Here is a 15,486-nt window from a genome sequence, read left to right as displayed (position 1 = left end):
GATACCCGCTTAACCGGGTCGATTACGCATCCAGTCTGCAGTCTGGTAAAACGATTGCATCAGGTGTTGCTGCAAATCCTGTTCCACTTCCATGTCCTGCATGGCCCAGGCCATGCAGCGCAACCACTGGTCACGCTCACTGCTGGCAATGGCGAACGGCAGGTGACGTGCACGCAGACGAGGATGCCCGAACTGCTCAATGTACAGATTGGGGCCACCCATCCAGCCGGACAAAAACCAGTACAGTTTGTCGCGTGAACCATCCATAGGCGTCGGATGGAGTGCTCTTATGCCAGCAAATTCTGGTTCCAGTTCCATCAAATCATAGAAACGATCTACCAGGGCACGCAGCTTCTCTGCACCACCCAGCAATTCATATAAATTGACCTGGGCTTCTTCATTATTCTCAACTTCAGTATTCATGTCATGATTATTGCTAAATCAACTACAAGTCAGAGCGCCGGCCTTGCCTGACTCACCCACAATTGCACAGAAGGCCGTTGCCATTGATGTGCTGCGAACCTGGCCAGTTTTTCAGGCACGTGGTCACCGTGCATGGCCAGGCGGTTAATCATCAAGGCAAGATCAAGATCAGCGACAGACCAGTCGCCAAACAGATTATCGGCATTGTCTTGCAGCAAGGCTTCTCCAGCCAGGAACAATTGCGCCGCGGCTGCCTTGGCAGCATCAGACAAGGGTTCCAGCTTCTTGCCATAAAAAATAACCTGTGTATTACGTTCTACCCGTATCGGCATCAAGGCGCTGCGTATCCAGGCCTGTACTTGTCGCGCCCTGGCGTGGTCTTTAACATCCTTAGGGTAAACTGGCTGCTGTGGAAATACTTCATCCAGATATTCGGTAATCGCAGACGACTCAGACAGGGCAAAGCCATTGTGCACCAGGGTAGGTACGCGCTGGGTCAGGGATGTGGCAGCATAATCCGGTGCGTGCTGGGCATTGGCTTCCAGATCGACGGTCAACAAATCAAAGTCCAGGCCTTTTTCATGCAGCGTGACGAATACCGACATGGCATAGGGACTGGTAAATTGTGAGTCCACGTAAAGCTTGATATCTTGTTTTTCCAAGTTAAATCTCTGTTATATCAAAAAGGTATTTGGTCGTGATTCCATCAGGCCTCGCGCAAGCTCTGCAGCGGCGGCTGGTTCAATACATTACGCAAACCCAGCCAGCCGCCGATCAAGGCACAGCAGGCGCCGACAACAAGTCCTGCCAGCCAGACCAACGGCGAAAAACTCCATTCAAAATTGAAGCTGAAGCGAGCCAGCACCCAGCCTATAGCCGACGCACCACTGGCAGCCAGCACACCTGACAGGCCACCTATCAGCAAAAACTCTATCCACTGCGCCTGTGACAATTGCTTGCGTGTTGCACCCAGCGCACGCAACAATGCAGCTTCGCGCATGCGCACATCCTGCGAACCTGCCAGTGCGGCATACAAAACCAGCACACCTGAAGCCAGGGTGAACATGAACAGAAACTCGACCGCAGTAATGACCTGATCAAGTACGTCCTGCATTTGTCTGAGCATGTCACCAACATCAACCACGGTCAGGTTGGGAAAATCCTGCATCATACGATTGACAAAAGTCTTGTCGGTCGGCGGCAAACGGAAGGCGGTAATCCAGGTTTGCGGCGTATCTTCCATGGCCTTGGGATTGATAATCACAAAGAAATTGACGCGCATAGACCCCCAGTCCAGCTTGCGCAGGCTGGTGATCGCTGCCGTCACTTGTTGCCCGGCAATATCAAAGGTCAGCTTGTCGCCCATCTTCAGTTTCAAGGTTTTGGCTATCCCCTCTTCCACCGATGCTTCTGCCTGGCTTGTCTTGCCATCGTCATACCATTTGCCAGCACTGATCTTGTTCTGGGCCGGCAATTCGGTCATGGTCGACAAATTGAATTCCCTGTCCACCATGCGTCTGGCCTGGTCTTCGGCATAGGTATCAGCCGTGATCTGCTTTTCATTCACTTCTATCAAACGTCCTCGTATCATGGGATACAGGCGCGGTTGACCAAATGAAGCCAGACGACTGGCGATGTCTTCTTTCTGGTCAGGCTGGATATTGATGATGAATTGATTCGGCGCGTCTGCCGGTGTGGCTTTTTTCCAGGCAGTGATCAGGTCCCCACGCACTACCGTCAGCAATAACAGCGCCATCAACCCCAATGCCAGAGACACAACCTGCACCACCGTAGCACCAGGCCGCCTTTGCAGGGCAGTAATAGCGAAACGCCACGCAGAATGCGGGAACAGACCGCGCATGCGCTTGAGTGAAAACATCCCCAGCCAGGCGACCAGTGCAAAGACCAGCAAGCCTATCAGGAAGCCGGCTGCCGTCATCAGGCCCAGCTTGAGGTCCGATGTCTGCCACAGCAGCAACGCAATGAACATCCCCAGGCCGGAAGCATAGGTCAACAGAGTCATGGCCTTGGGTGCATCTTGCTCACGTCGTATCACGCGGTTATGCGGTACATTGCGCAGTTGCAGTATCGGTGGCAAGGCAAAACCGAGCAAAAGTAACAGTCCGGTCGCCACCCCCTGCACGGCAGGCAGGAAGTTGGCATCGGGCAAGTCCTTGGAAACCAGTTTGCCCAGCCATTCCAGCAAGAGGTAATGACCGGCATAACCGAGGGCCACACCAGCAGCACTGCCAAGGAGACCCAATATCAGGAATTCGATCAGATACATGGAAGTGACCTGATTTTGCGTCAGGCCCAGACAGCGCAGCATGGCGCAGGCATCCAGGTGGCGCAACATGAAACGGCGTGCCGCCATGGCAATAGCGACGGCAGCCAGCATGGCTGACAGCAGACTGACCAGAGACAGGAACTGGTCAGCCCGGTCCAGTGTCGCACGCATCTCCGGACGGCCAGACTCCAGGGATTCCAGGCGTATGCCCTTCAATTTATTGCCATCTATCCTGGCCTGCAATTCTTTTTGGTAAGCAGAGATCAGCTTTGCATCTCCTGCCATCAACAAACGATACGTCACACGGGAGCCATTCTGTATCAGTCTGCTGGCGGGGATATCACTGAGTGCGATCATCGCACGTGGTGCGAAATTCATGAAACCTGCGCCACGGTCTGGCTCCGTACCTATGGTTTGGGTTACTGTCAGTTGTAATTCACCGAGCTTCAACTTCTGCCCAACGCTCAAGTTCAGTGCAGACAACAGCGCCGGATCCACCCAGACCGTGCCTGGCTGAGGTATGGTCCTGGTGACGACTTCCGTCTCGCCCTGATTCAATTTGACATTGCCGCGTAGAGGGTAGTCCGTACTGACAGCCTTCAGGGAAACCAGTTTGGAAGCAATGGCGTCACCCTCACCCGCCAGCGCCATGCTGGGGAAGACCACCGTTTCAGCTATCTTCAGCCCCCGTTTTTCCGCCTCGTTGCGCCATTCCGGGTTAATGGGCTGATCAGCCGCAACCAGCAAATCTGCCCCTAGCAGTTGATGGGCGTCACGGTTGAGTCCGCTGCGCATCCTGTCGGTAAAAAAACCAACCGAAGCCAGAGAGCCAACGGCGATCATCAGGGCAATCAACAAGAAACGCAGTTCACCGGCACGCCAGTCACGCATAGTCATACTGAGAGAGAGTCGGAACATGGTTACCTTGCCATCACAAAATCAAGAAAAAACTTCAGTGTCGCCAGCACAATAGTCGTAGTGTGTTGGCGGCAGGAATAGTTCAACAAAAATCACTGCAGGAGTAGACCATGCTCTTGCAACTTATACCGGATCCAGGGCGCGGCTGAAATCTTCAAGCAAATCCTGGGTATCTTCAATACCGACAGATACCCTTATCAAAGAGTCAGCAATGCCCATTTCTGCACGACGTTCGGCGCCCATTTCAAAGAAGATGGTGTGCGCAACCGGAATCACAAGGGTACGGGTATCACCAAGATGAGTAGCATTGATCGCCAGTTGCAGACGGTTAAGATAATCGAAGCAATCAATTTCCGGTTTCAGCTCAAAGCTGAACAAAGCGCCATAGGCACGGAACAGGTCACTGGCCAGGGCATGTTGCGGGTGTGATGGCAAGCCTGGGTAATGCACAACGGCGACGCGCGGATCAGCGTCGAGCATCTTTGCCAGGGCCAGCGCATTTGCACATTCCCTTTCCATGCGCAAGGCCATGGTCTCTGCGCCGACGGCAATCTGATGGGCCGCCTCCGGCGACAATGAGGCACCAAAATCACGCAAGGCCTTGGCCCTGAGTTGCGCCAGCCCTTGCATGCGCACTGACTGCTTGCGGAAATTGGCAGCAATATTCGGATAGGTAGCCCAGTCGTATAAACCGGTATCCGTCAGTACGCCACCCAGTACATTGCCATGACCGGCGATGGACTTGGTCAAAGAATTGATCACCAGACCCGCCCCTACCGTCTTGGGACGGAACAGATAAGGCGAAGTCATGGTGTTATCAACAACAAACAGAATACCTTTTTCCCGGCACAGATCACCAATACGTTTCAAATCTGCTATTTGCGTGCGTGGATTGGCGATGGTTTCAACAAATACCATGCGCGTTGCCGGCGTCAACACAGCTGCAACATGATCAACATCGGTCGCATCCACCATGGATACATCAACACCCTGGGCGCTGATGGTTTGCCAGAGGCTATTGGTATTACCAAACAAAAAAGAAGATGAGACCAGATGGTCCCCCTGTCGTAACAATGCCTGGAACACGGCGCCAATGGCTGCCATGCCAGTGGCAAAGGCAATACTGGCCTGACCATCTTCCATCTTGCTGATTTTTTCTTCCAGGGCAGATACTGTAGGGTTGCCCTGACGGCCATACCGGTAGCCCGATTGTTTGTTCTGGAAGACTGCAGCCAGATCACGTGCATCACTATAGCCGTACATGACTGAGGTATGAACAGGTTTGTGTATAGAGCCATGCTCTATTTCTTTTTGACGATCGCTATGCAGTATGGTGGTGGTAAAGCCGTATTGTGGTGTTGCGCTCATGGTGCTGACTAAGTCTAGGTATATGGATGAGAAAATAAAAACGAGTTCTGGGAGTGTAACCCAGAACCCGCTTTTTTTACGTTACCGCATACGCTGGCAATTCACTGCTGTGCCATCTAAAGCAGGAAAGCCTCTATCAACTCTGCCATTTTCTCTGGCTGGTCATGGTGCAGCATATGCCCTGCATCCATGATCATCTCTCTTTGCAATTGTGGAATATGTGCCAAACGCCTGTCGATTTCCACTCTTGCTTCTTCTTTCGGCCCCATCCAGTGCCAGACATTGGTGTCGTCAGCTTCGATCCACAATACCGGTGCAGTGATTTTTTGCCAACATGCCATGACTTCTTCCACTCGGTATAAAAGTGGGCTGCTTTGCTTATGCGCCGGGTCCCCCAGTATTTCCCAGCAACTGGCACTGGTTTCTTTGGCCCAATGACCTGATAGAAATGCGGCTTTTTCGTCAGACAGGCGTGGATTAGTCTTTTGCAGACGCGCGGCTACTTCTGCCTGCGAAGCATAGGTACGCAATACCGCCTTGCTCTCCAGTTCATCCAGCCATTTTCGGTAACGACCAGGCGCCTGTTTGGGATGCGTCAGGGGCATGCCAAAGCCCTCCAGGTTGATCAGCTTGCTGACACGCTCAGGGCGGATACCCGCATAAAGCCCGGCCACATTACCTCCCATACTGTGACCAAGCAAATTCACTGGCTGGTCTGGCGAATAGTGCCTGAGCAAGGCGTCAAGATCACCGAGATAATCAGGGAACCAGTAAGTATCCGTCCCGGGTGATGCAGTCAGGCCAAAGCCGCGCCAATCAGGCGCAATCACCCGCCAGTCCTGCTTGAGACAATCAACCACAAACTGGAATGAAGCAGAGACATCCATCCAGCCATGCAGCATGAAAATAACGGGGGAGTCTTGTGGTCCCCAATGACGCACATGATATTGCAATCCACGGATGTTAAGAAATGAAGAATGCGAAGGAGTGTATGCTGGCTTCATAAGAATGTAATATTTTTCATCAAGAAGAACGGACAAATGTCAGCCAGCCCGCCAGATTATCAAGTAGCATGATAACAAGCCAGACTTGCAACACGCTTGCAATATGTGATCGGCAAGCCAGAACAATAGCACGATCGTTCTATTATAGCGGAGACAGGATGAAGCATCTGAAAAAACAAAAAACAAAACTAAAAACAAATGTAAAAATCGACCAATATGAACAGCTATACCATGATTTCAGATGGGAGGTTCCTGACCACTTCAATATCGCCGAAGCATGCTGCCATCGCTGGGCTGCAGACGAGAAACGCGCCAAACGCACCGCTATCCTGCATGAAGACAGCGAAGGCAATAGCAGCCGCCTGACCTATGCGGAACTGCACCAGCAGGCCAACCAGCTTGCCAATCTCCTGCTGCAGGAAGGCGTACAGCGTGGCGATGTCATCGCCTGCATCCTTCCACAAAGACCAGAAACAGCAATCACCCTGATGGCCAGCCTGCAAATTGGCGCCATTGTCATGCCGCTATCTTTTCTGTTCGGGCCTGAAGCACTGGAATACCGGCTGCAACATAGCCAAGCCGTAGCAATAGTCCTTGATGCCACTGGCATCAAGGCTTTCGAAGAAATCAGGGATAAATGTCCTGAGCTGAAGACCGTCATTACCGTTGATTGCCAGAGCAGCGAAGACTTGCCCCCCAGCATAGATTGGAGCAGCCATCTGCCCTACATGTCAGCCTCGGGCACGATTGCCGACACCCGCTCAAGCGATCCTGCAATCCTGATTTACACCAGCGGCACGACTGGTGCACCCAAGGGTGCGCTGATTCCCCACTCTGCCATTATTGGCAATCTGACCGGTTTTGTCGCTTCACAAAACTGGTTCCCGCAAAAGCACGATGTGTTCTGGTCACCGGCAGACTGGGCCTGGACTGGAGGCTTGATGGATGCACTCTTACCCAGTCTGTATTTTGGCATGCCCATACTCGGTTATCAGGGACGTTTTACTGCCGAAACAGCATATTATCTGATGGAAAAATATCAGATAAGCAACACCTTCCTGTTTCCGACTGCGTTGAAAATGCTGATGAAGGCAGAAGCCAGACCAAGGAAGAAATACAAACTGGCCCTGCGCGCCATCATGTGTGCCGGTGAAGCCGTTGGCGATACCGTTTTCAACTGGTGTGAACAGGCACTTGAAGTTACCCCAAATGAAATGTTTGGCCAAACCGAGATGAATTACATCGTTGGCAATAGCCATCAACACTGGCCAGCCAAGCCTGGCAGCATGGGCCGTCCCTATCCTGGCCACAGAGTTGCTGTCATTGATGACGACGGCAATGAAGTCGCAGATGGGGAAACCGGTGAAGTAGCGGTGCACCGCTATGACTCTTATGGGCATCCCGACCCCGTCTTCTTTCTTGGTTACTGGAAAAATGATGAAGCCACGCGCAACAAGTTTACCGGTGACTGGTGCCGCACAGGCGACCTGGCCACGCGCGATGCAGATGGCTACCTCTGGTATCAGGGGCGTGCAGACGACATGTTCAAGGCTGCGGGCTATCGGATAGGCCCGTCAGAAATCGAAAATTGCCTGGTCAAACATGCGGCTGTGGCGAATGTGGCGGTTGTGCCCAAACCCGACAGGGAAAGAGGCAACCTGGTCAAGGCATACGTCGTCTTAAGCCAGGGTTACGAAGGCAACGATGATCTGGTCAGGGAATTGCAGACCCATGTCCGTGGCAAGCTTGCCCCTTATGAATACCCCAAGGAAATCGAATTCATCGATGCCTTGCCCATGACAACAACTGGCAAAGTGCAGCGCCGCATCCTGCGCCTGAGAGAACAGGAAAGAGCTGAAAAATAAGTACAGAAGCACTTTATTGCTGCGCAGCTACCGTGGTACTGATCAGTTCAGCAACCTGGTCAGCGACTTCAGCGATGGTTTTTCCATACACGGTGGAAATAAAGGCGGCACCATCGAATACATGCTCGCGTCCTATGGCCACATTGCCCGTCACTATGCGGGAGAATTCCTGCTGGACCAGCAATTGACCCGAGCGTGCGTCAAAAATGCGGACGTCAAGTTCTATCGCACGCGTCCTTTTCTGCGTCAAACCGAACAGATTGGTGTCTATTTTCGTACCTGCATTGCGGACTTCTCCGGCAACGATATACCGGCTATGATAAGTATTGCCGAGTTGGCGCACCAGTAAAGTCGGCGGCTCGTCCTGCTGCCATTCAAAAGACAGGAGATCCGGCGAGGTATGCACCTGATACCCGCCCGTCCGCATCAGCCGACGGGCAATTGCCCTGGGCAGGCCTTGCGCGATATTGTCAATGTCCTGCACCTGCACCGGTTTATTGACTGCAAACCCGGTCAGCAATAGCGCCTTGGAGGGTGGCAAACCGGGATCGGCCATTTGTGCATGAGAGTGCGCAGCAAAGAATGCGCCAAAGAATAGCAGCACGACCCGGCTTACCATTGAACAGTTACACATCATAAGGTTTCAGGCTCACTGATTGATCTTGTTTTGATTACGACAGTAACAGCAGCAACTTTAAGCATCCAGTAAAATCACCATGAGAAAACAATATTAATCAATCCAGATCATGAGCCAAATCATGGATTCCAGCCTTAAAATCAGCCTGGTCAAAGCCGACGATGCTGCCGCCGTCCTCGCTTTTGAACTGGAGAACCGTGCCCATTTCGAAACCTGGATAGCAAGCCGTGGCGATGCCTTTTACTGCCTGCAAGAAGTCCGTACCAGTCTTGAGCATGCCCAGTATGCGGCCAGCGTGCAACGCGAATTTCACTTCCTTGCCTGGCTGGAAGATGAAGTGGTCGGCCGTGTCACCCTGCGCGGTGTAGAGCAGGATCAGTACCACAAAGCCTCCTTGGGCTATCGTTTCAGTCAGCGCCACGGCGGTCGTGGCTATGCCACGGCTGCCGTCAATGCGGTTATTTCCAGTGCATTTGATGAATTGAAGCTGAAACGCATTGAAGCCATTGTCATCATTGACAACCTGCCATCACAAGCCATCATGCGCAAATGTGGTTTTACACAATGGGGGCATTCACATGCATCAGTACTCAGGAATGGTCATTGGCTCGATATGCTGCACTACGAAAAGTTGAGCAAACCATAAGGTACTGGCGTTTTACAGTTCATCCATGCCTTATTGCAGTTCATCGCAAAATGCCAGCGTACGATAGAGAAAATGGCGATACTGACTTATCTGTTGATTCTGACATGCCTCTGAACAAATCAGGAAGAACCAGATGAGACAGAACCGTCTACACAATTTCCGGAGATATCCATGCGCCACGTTTTGCTGTTGTCAACATTACTGCTGAGTTCTGCCGCCTTTGCTGACGAGCAAAGCCGCAACCTGCCCAATTTCAGCACCATCAAATCCCGCAGCGCCTTCAATTTGATCGTTGAAGTCGGCAAGGCACAGTCTGTACAAGTGAAAGGCAGCGAAAAGTTCATCAGCAATGTCAGCACTGAAGTGGTGGGCGATGAACTGCTGATTACCTACAAAGAAAAAAATTCCCTGAAAATCAGCGACACGGCACAGGTAATTATCACCGTCCCTGAACTCAGTAAATTCAAGATGGAAGGCGCGGGCAAGACAACCCTCAACAATATCTCTGGCAATAATTTCTCTCTCGCTTACGAAGGTGCAGGTATGCTCGTCGCCAGCGGTAAAGTGAAGTCCTTCAGTCTGAGAGCCAAAGGCGTTGGAATGGTCGAAACCAAGGACCTGATTGCCGAGCAAGTCGACGCCAAGGTGGAAGGCATAGGCTCCATATCAGTCACGGCAACCGATAACCTGAATGCATCCGTACAAGGCATAGGCAGCCTGACTTATTACGGTCACCCACGCAATGTCAATAAATCAGTAGACGGTATAGGCAGTGTGCGCTCCGGCGACTGAGCAAGCTCAGATGACAGGATGATGATCAACCAGCGCCATCCTGCAGAGCCTGCAATTCACGATCATCGAAACCGGCCGCCCGCCTGGCTTCCAGGTTAAATGGTCCGCGCAAAGGCGGCGCTTTGTATTTTTGGGCCAGTTCAGCGTAGGTGACGACGACGTCAAGCCCTCGCTCGGCACAAAGCTGCTTATACCAAAAGTTACCAATGGCGACATGACCGACCTCATCGCGCAGGATGATGGCCAGAATATCGGCCGCAGCCTGATCCCCTGCCTGAGCCAGTTTTGCCATGACAGCTGGCGTTGCATCAAGACCGCGCGCTTCCAGGGTGCGCGGCACCAGTGCAAGTCGCGCCAGCAAGTCTGCCCTGGTCTTCTCCGCCATCTCCCATAAACTGTTGTGGGCAGAAAAATCCCCGTATGCATAGCCTTGCGTATGCAAATGCCCCTCAAGCAACTGAAAGTGATACGCCTCTTCTTTTGCGACTTTCAACCAATCCAGGTAAAACTGGACTGGCATCCCTGCAAAACGCCAGAGTATATCCGCCGCCAGATTGACTGCATTCAATTCTATGTGCGCCAGCGCATGTAACAATACTGCCCGGCCCTCCACCGTATGCATGGCGCGCCGCCCCACTTTACCGGGCGGCACCAGTTCGGGTCTGGGCAGCCGCCCTGGTATTCCGGCAGGCTCGGCAATGACTGTATCTGGCAATATAGCCATATTATTATCAATAGAATAAAGAATAGCGCATTTACGCCCGGGGTCAGGCTCCAGCAAAGCAGTCAATGCCATCGCTCTTAATTCATTAGCAAGTTTATCTCTCATATCCTCGTGAAGTCAGGCAAGCATGCCCGCACAGGTTTACAATACGGGTTTCATACAATAATGCGCTATTTTACGGAATAAACATGCCCATTTACCAATTTGGTGACCTGATACCCGACATTGACGCTTCTGCCTACATCGCAGACAGCGCCAATGTCATAGGCAAAGTTCGCATAGAAGCCAATGCCAGCATCTGGTTTGACGTGACCATACGCGGCGACAATGAATTGATCACCGTCAGCGAAGGCAGCAATATCCAGGAAAGCAGTATTTTGCATACTGACCCCGGCTACCCTTTATTGGTCGGTAAAAATGTCACTGTCGGCCATCAGGCCATGCTTCATGGCTGTACCATCGGTGATGGTTCGCTGGTTGGCATACAGGCTGTCGTCCTGAATGGCGCAAAAATAGGCAAGAACAGCCTGGTCGGTGCCGGTGCACTGGTCACCGAGGGCAAAGAATTTCCTGACAATTCCCTGATCATAGGCTCGCCTGCCAAAGCGGTCAGAACCTTGACCGAAGACGATATCGCCGGGCTGAGACGCAATGCCGACACCTATGTGCGTCGTGGCCAGGCATTCAAGACCCAACTCAAACGCATAGACTGATTACCGCAATAACAATGACCGATACCTTACAAAAATTCATGTTCGAACATGCCGGTGTACGTGGCGAAATGGTGGAACTTACCCATGCCTGGCAGCAGACACTGGCACACCACGAACTCCCGGCCCCGGTACAAACCATACTCGGTGAGTTGATGGCTGCATCCGCACTCCTGTCAGCCAACCTGAAATTCGACGGCACCATGGTCATGCAGATACACGGCGACGGCCCTGTAAAGCTGCTGGTAGTCGAATGCGATGGAGAACTGAAAATGCGGGCGACTGCCAAACTGCGCGAGCATGCCAGCATCGCCGATGATGCCAGCCTGACCGATCTCGTTCACGTGCATAACCAGGGACGTTTCGTGATTACCCTGGACCCTAACAACAAAGTACCGGGGCAGCAAGCCTACCAGGGTATAGTCCCTCTCGATGGTGACAGCATCGCAACGGTCATAGAAAACTACATGCAACGTTCAGAGCAACTTGATACCAAGTTGTGGCTGGCCGCTGACCAGCATGTGACGCGTGGATTATTGCTGCAAAAACTGCCAAAAATCGGGGGGGCTGAAGCCCAGGTTGAAGACGAAGCAGAGGCCTGGAACCATGCAGTCATGCTTGGTGATACCCTGAAAAAGCCGGAATTGCTGAGCACAGGCATAGATATACTCATGCATCGCCTGTTCTGGGAAGAAACCCTGCGCGTATTTGATCCCTTGCATCCCCAGTTCCAATGTAATTGTACACGTGAAAAAGTAGGCGACATGCTCAGAATGCTAGGCCAAGAAGAAGTCAGTTCCGCCATTGCCGACCTGGGCGCCCTGGACATCAATTGCGACTTTTGCGGCAAGCATTATGGCTTTGACAGGGTTGATTGCGCCCAGTTGTTTGTTGCCACTACCTTGACAGAAGGTACCCTGACGGCGACAGAAATCAAACATTAATCAATTCAGCCTGAAGGTCTGGTGTCGCCTGTGGCATCAGACCTGCCCCTCCCTACATCCCACCATCATTCGTCACTCTGCAAGATAGTTTGATCACGCCGTTTCAGCAATACTCAAGAATTCATGCAATTGTTGCCAGTCTAAAAACCTGGAGACTCTCAATGATTCAACAATGGTACAAAACAAATCCGGCCAATCCCAATCTTGGCTTGGCCGCTGTACGCATAGGCGTTGCACTGATCATCCTGATGCATCCCCTGCACGGTTACACCCATATTGAAAACATACCGCACTTTGGTGAATTCCTGACGTCCCTCGGTTACCCTTTCGGGCTGGCGCTGGCCTGGATGGTTTTATTGATACAGACAGCAAGCAGTCTTGCCCTGCTGGCCAACCGCTTTGTCGTGCCCGCCTGCCTGGGGCATATCATCATTATCTGTTTCGGTCAGATCCACGTCCACGCACAATATGGCTGGTATGTGGTCGGCCCTGGTAATGGCGGCCTGGAATGGGGATTTATCCTGCTTAGCAGCCTGATTGGCGTCTTGCTGGCATATTGGCCTGTCCGTAGAAAAAACTGATTTCCCGATTCCGCTGAACTGATATGAAAACCATCATCGCCCGCTTGTAGCGATGATGGCTTTATCATTTACACAACAATTCACCCTCGTTTTATTCCCGGAATTATTTTCAAAAACCGTTTGACCCTGACATAAGGTGAGGCTCTATAGTCTCTTCATTCAGGAGATTCATCATGTTATTGAAAATAGGCGAACTGGCCAGCCGCACTGGCTTGACCATACGTACGCTGCATCACTACGACAAAATAGGTTTGCTCAAGCCATCCATACGTTCGGATGCAGGTTACCGTTTGTATGACAGTGCAGACGTCAAACGCCTGCACCGGATACAGGCTCTGCGACGACTCGATCTGTCGCTGGCAGAAGTTGCCAGCATCATTGATGGCGAAGGCGCCGATTTGCAGGATGTCATCGCTGACCAGATATCCAGCCTGGACCAGCAGATTGCCCAGAGTGTGGAATTGCGTGATCGCCTGCACGAGTTGTCGAGCCTGTTACAGGCCAAACATGAACCCAATCTTGAATACTGGCTATCCACTTTGGAAATGATGAGCCTGCTGGGCAAGTATTTCAGTCGCGATGAAATACTGCACATGCGCGAACTGGAGTCAGGGGACAAAGGCAAGATAGACTTGCGCATGCAACCAATGGTCATTGCCGCCAGGGCTTTGCTTGATCAAAAAATCCCGGCAAACGACCCCAGGGCCAAGCAATTGGCCCAGAAATGGGTGCTCACCATGAACGACCTGATTCCCGATCCACGCCTGTTGAAGAAATTTTCAACAATGCACAGAAAAGAACCTTCTCTGCAAGCACTGAGCGGTGTTGATGATGAAATGATGGATTACATCACCATCGCCTCGATCGAGGTTCGTTATGACATTTATCGCAAATACCTGAGTGAAGAAGAACTGAAATATTTTCGCCCTTCTTTCGTAAAGAACGCTGAAAACTGGACCGCAATCTTTTCTGAAGTACGACAGAGAATGGTTGCCGGCCTGCCGCCAGAACACCCTGAAGTCCAGGCCCAGCTCCTGAAATGGCGGGCTTTGTTCATGGATGCCTGGGGGCACCACCTTCCCACCATGCAGAAGGTCAGGGCCATCCATGAAAAAGAACCCGACCTGGCCATCGGTGGCGGCATGACGCCCTCGCTCATGGTCTATGCACGTCAGGGCCTCGCCCTGCTGGAACAGAACGCCAGCCTTGCTGGCAAAACTCAATGAGAACACTCATTGAAAAACAAGGACAACTCCATGACAGACATCAAAACCCCGCCTCCCCAAAATGCACGTGCCGCCATTTTCAAGAACAGAAATTTTCTCTGGCTTACAGGCGGTGGTGCCATCTCCATGCTCGGCGATCAATTCACCCTCATCGCCCTTCCCTGGCTGGTACTAAAGATGACTGGCGACACCTTGATATTGGGCATAGTACTGGCATTGATCAGCGTACCGCGCGCACTGCTGATATTGCTGGGAGGCGCCGTAGTCGACCGCTACTCGCCCAAATCCGTGATGATGCAGACCAAGTACATCAATACTGCCCTGCTGGGTGTATTAAGTGCCCTCATCTTTTACGGCAGGCTTGAATTATGGATGATCTATGCCCTGGCGCTGGGTCTGGGCATATCAACGGCGTTCAGCATCCCCTCAGGTACTGCCATGCTGCCACGCGTGATGCAGCCGGCGCAATTACAGGCTGCCAACGGCATCATGCTGGGACTAAGGCAATTGACCATGTTTATTGGCCCGGTACTTGCCGGTGTCTTGATCAGCGTGTTTGGTTCGCAACATCAAGGTATCGTCAGTGACGCAAAGGGGCTGGCCGCGGCTTTTTTCTTTGATTGCTTTACCTATGCCTTTTCGGCCTGGACGTTGAGTCAAGTTGTCATGAACGACAAGGCATCACCTGCCGGCGCAAGTTCAGCAACAGGCACTGCGCCGATCTGGCAATCGCTGGCAGAAGGTCTGCGCTATTGCTGGAATGAGAAACAACTGCGTAGCTGCTTCATCTATTGGTCGGCCATCGCCTTTTTCATCATGGGCCCGGTACAGATCGCCTTGCCGGTCATGGCCAATCAGTTGAGCAATGATGCCAGTGCCCTCGGTTTGCTGGCAGGCGCCCATGGTGCCGGCACCCTGCTTGGCATGGCCTGGTCCGGCATGAAACCAGGGCTGCGATTTGGCAATCTGGGCAGTACCATGCTTCTGATAGATTTTATTATCGGCGTACTGTTCATACCGATGGGCCTGATCCAGGCCAGCTGGCAAGGCGCCTGCATCCTGCTTGTCGTCGGCACACTCGGAGGTTTTTTGCATGTCGCCGTCTTCACCTGGATACAGAAACAGGTTCCGCTGAACATGATAGGCCGGGCCATGAGCATGTTCATGTTTATCTTCATGGGCATAGGACCGGTGTCAGCCGCCCTTACCGGCTGGCTGCTGCGCAGCATCAGCATACAACAGCTGTTCATGGCCAGTGGCAGCTTGCTACTGCTCATCGTCCTGATGGCAACACAAGTCCGCACCATGCGAGAGGTGGCTGACAAAAGCCAGCCAGCCTGATGCAGGCAGGTAAAATGAAA

The 15,486-nt window shown here is 52.3% G+C and carries 15 protein-coding genes; 8 read left to right on the top strand and 7 right to left on the bottom strand.

Annotation, left to right across the window (positions count from 1 at the left end; genetic code table 11):
• Positions 1-9: 9 nt before the first annotated feature.
• From LZ463_RS21375 to LZ463_RS21355, 5 genes are all read right to left on the bottom strand, one after another.
• Positions 10-423: a group II truncated hemoglobin gene (locus tag LZ463_RS21375; protein ID WP_241458272.1), complete on the bottom strand. Its 414-nt coding sequence runs from the start codon at positions 421-423 to the stop codon at positions 10-12.
• 29 nt (positions 424-452) lie between these two features.
• The gene (gene yfcF, locus LZ463_RS21370; RefSeq protein ID WP_241458270.1) at positions 453-1,085 is read right to left on the bottom strand and encodes a glutathione transferase; all 633 of its coding nucleotides are present in this window, start codon (positions 1,083-1,085) and stop codon (positions 453-455) included.
• Between the two features lie 44 nt (positions 1,086-1,129).
• Complete coding sequence (locus tag LZ463_RS21365; RefSeq protein ID WP_241458268.1) at positions 1,130-3,628, bottom strand: ABC transporter permease; 2,499 nt, start codon at positions 3,626-3,628, stop codon at positions 1,130-1,132.
• Between the two features lie 123 nt (positions 3,629-3,751).
• The gene (locus tag LZ463_RS21360) at positions 3,752-4,996 is read right to left on the bottom strand and encodes a cystathionine gamma-synthase family protein (protein WP_241458266.1); all 1,245 of its coding nucleotides are present in this window, start codon (positions 4,994-4,996) and stop codon (positions 3,752-3,754) included.
• Positions 4,997-5,112: 116 nt separating this feature from the next.
• Positions 5,113-6,000 (bottom strand): alpha/beta fold hydrolase, encoded by an 888-nt coding sequence (locus tag LZ463_RS21355; RefSeq protein WP_241458264.1) that lies wholly within the window; start codon positions 5,998-6,000, stop codon positions 5,113-5,115.
• Between the two features lie 158 nt (positions 6,001-6,158).
• On the opposite strand from LZ463_RS21355, the gene LZ463_RS21350 reads away from it, so the two are divergent.
• Positions 6,159-7,865 (top strand): acetate--CoA ligase, encoded by a 1,707-nt coding sequence (locus tag LZ463_RS21350; protein WP_241458262.1) that lies wholly within the window; start codon positions 6,159-6,161, stop codon positions 7,863-7,865.
• Between the two features lie 13 nt (positions 7,866-7,878).
• On the opposite strand, the gene LZ463_RS21345 is transcribed toward LZ463_RS21350, so the two are convergent.
• Positions 7,879-8,502, bottom strand: a complete 624-nt coding sequence (locus LZ463_RS21345; protein WP_241458260.1) for a flagella assembly protein FlgT middle domain-containing protein — start codon at positions 8,500-8,502, stop codon at positions 7,879-7,881.
• 121 nt (positions 8,503-8,623) lie between these two features.
• On the opposite strand from LZ463_RS21345, the gene LZ463_RS21340 reads away from it, so the two are divergent.
• Both LZ463_RS21340 and LZ463_RS21335 read left to right on the top strand, forming a co-directional pair.
• Positions 8,624-9,148 carry a GNAT family N-acetyltransferase gene (locus tag LZ463_RS21340; protein ID WP_241458258.1) on the top strand — a complete coding sequence of 175 codons (525 nt, stop codon included), beginning with the start codon at positions 8,624-8,626 and terminating at the stop codon, positions 9,146-9,148.
• Positions 9,149-9,319: 171 nt separating this feature from the next.
• Positions 9,320-9,940, top strand: coding sequence for a GIN domain-containing protein (locus tag LZ463_RS21335; protein ID WP_241458256.1), 621 nt, complete (start codon positions 9,320-9,322; stop codon positions 9,938-9,940).
• A gap of 25 nt (positions 9,941-9,965) precedes the next feature.
• Here LZ463_RS21335 and LZ463_RS21330 read toward each other — a convergent pair whose 3' ends face one another.
• A complete protein-coding gene (locus LZ463_RS21330) occupies positions 9,966-10,769 on the bottom strand; it encodes a ferritin-like domain-containing protein (RefSeq protein ID WP_489686139.1) in 804 nt (267 codons plus the stop codon).
• Positions 10,770-10,852: 83 nt separating this feature from the next.
• Here LZ463_RS21330 and LZ463_RS21325 point away from each other — a divergent pair, with 83 nt between their 5' ends.
• The 5 genes from LZ463_RS21325 (at position 10,853) to LZ463_RS21305 (ending at position 15,466) form a co-directional block, all read left to right on the top strand.
• A complete protein-coding gene (locus LZ463_RS21325; protein ID WP_241458254.1) occupies positions 10,853-11,377 on the top strand; it encodes a gamma carbonic anhydrase family protein in 525 nt (174 codons plus the stop codon).
• A 14-nt stretch (positions 11,378-11,391) separates the two neighbouring features.
• Positions 11,392-12,318 (top strand): Hsp33 family molecular chaperone HslO, encoded by a 927-nt coding sequence (hslO, locus tag LZ463_RS21320; RefSeq protein ID WP_241458252.1) that lies wholly within the window; start codon positions 11,392-11,394, stop codon positions 12,316-12,318.
• Positions 12,319-12,479: 161 nt separating this feature from the next.
• Positions 12,480-12,899: a DoxX family protein gene (locus LZ463_RS21315; RefSeq protein ID WP_241458250.1), complete on the top strand. Its 420-nt coding sequence runs from the start codon at positions 12,480-12,482 to the stop codon at positions 12,897-12,899.
• A 173-nt stretch (positions 12,900-13,072) separates the two neighbouring features.
• The gene (locus tag LZ463_RS21310) at positions 13,073-14,125 is read left to right on the top strand and encodes a MerR family transcriptional regulator (RefSeq protein WP_241458248.1); all 1,053 of its coding nucleotides are present in this window, start codon (positions 13,073-13,075) and stop codon (positions 14,123-14,125) included.
• A 30-nt stretch (positions 14,126-14,155) separates the two neighbouring features.
• Positions 14,156-15,466 carry an MFS transporter gene (locus LZ463_RS21305; RefSeq protein WP_241458246.1) on the top strand — a complete coding sequence of 437 codons (1,311 nt, stop codon included), beginning with the start codon at positions 14,156-14,158 and terminating at the stop codon, positions 15,464-15,466.
• Positions 15,467-15,486 lie beyond the last annotated feature (20 nt).

The sequence above is a fragment of the Undibacterium paludis genome, assembly GCF_022568815.1.
Classification (GTDB): Bacteria; Pseudomonadota; Gammaproteobacteria; order Burkholderiales; family Burkholderiaceae_D; genus Undibacterium.
The sequence above is the reverse complement of the archived record's forward strand: the minus strand, read 5'-3'. Positions and strand labels throughout refer to the sequence as shown.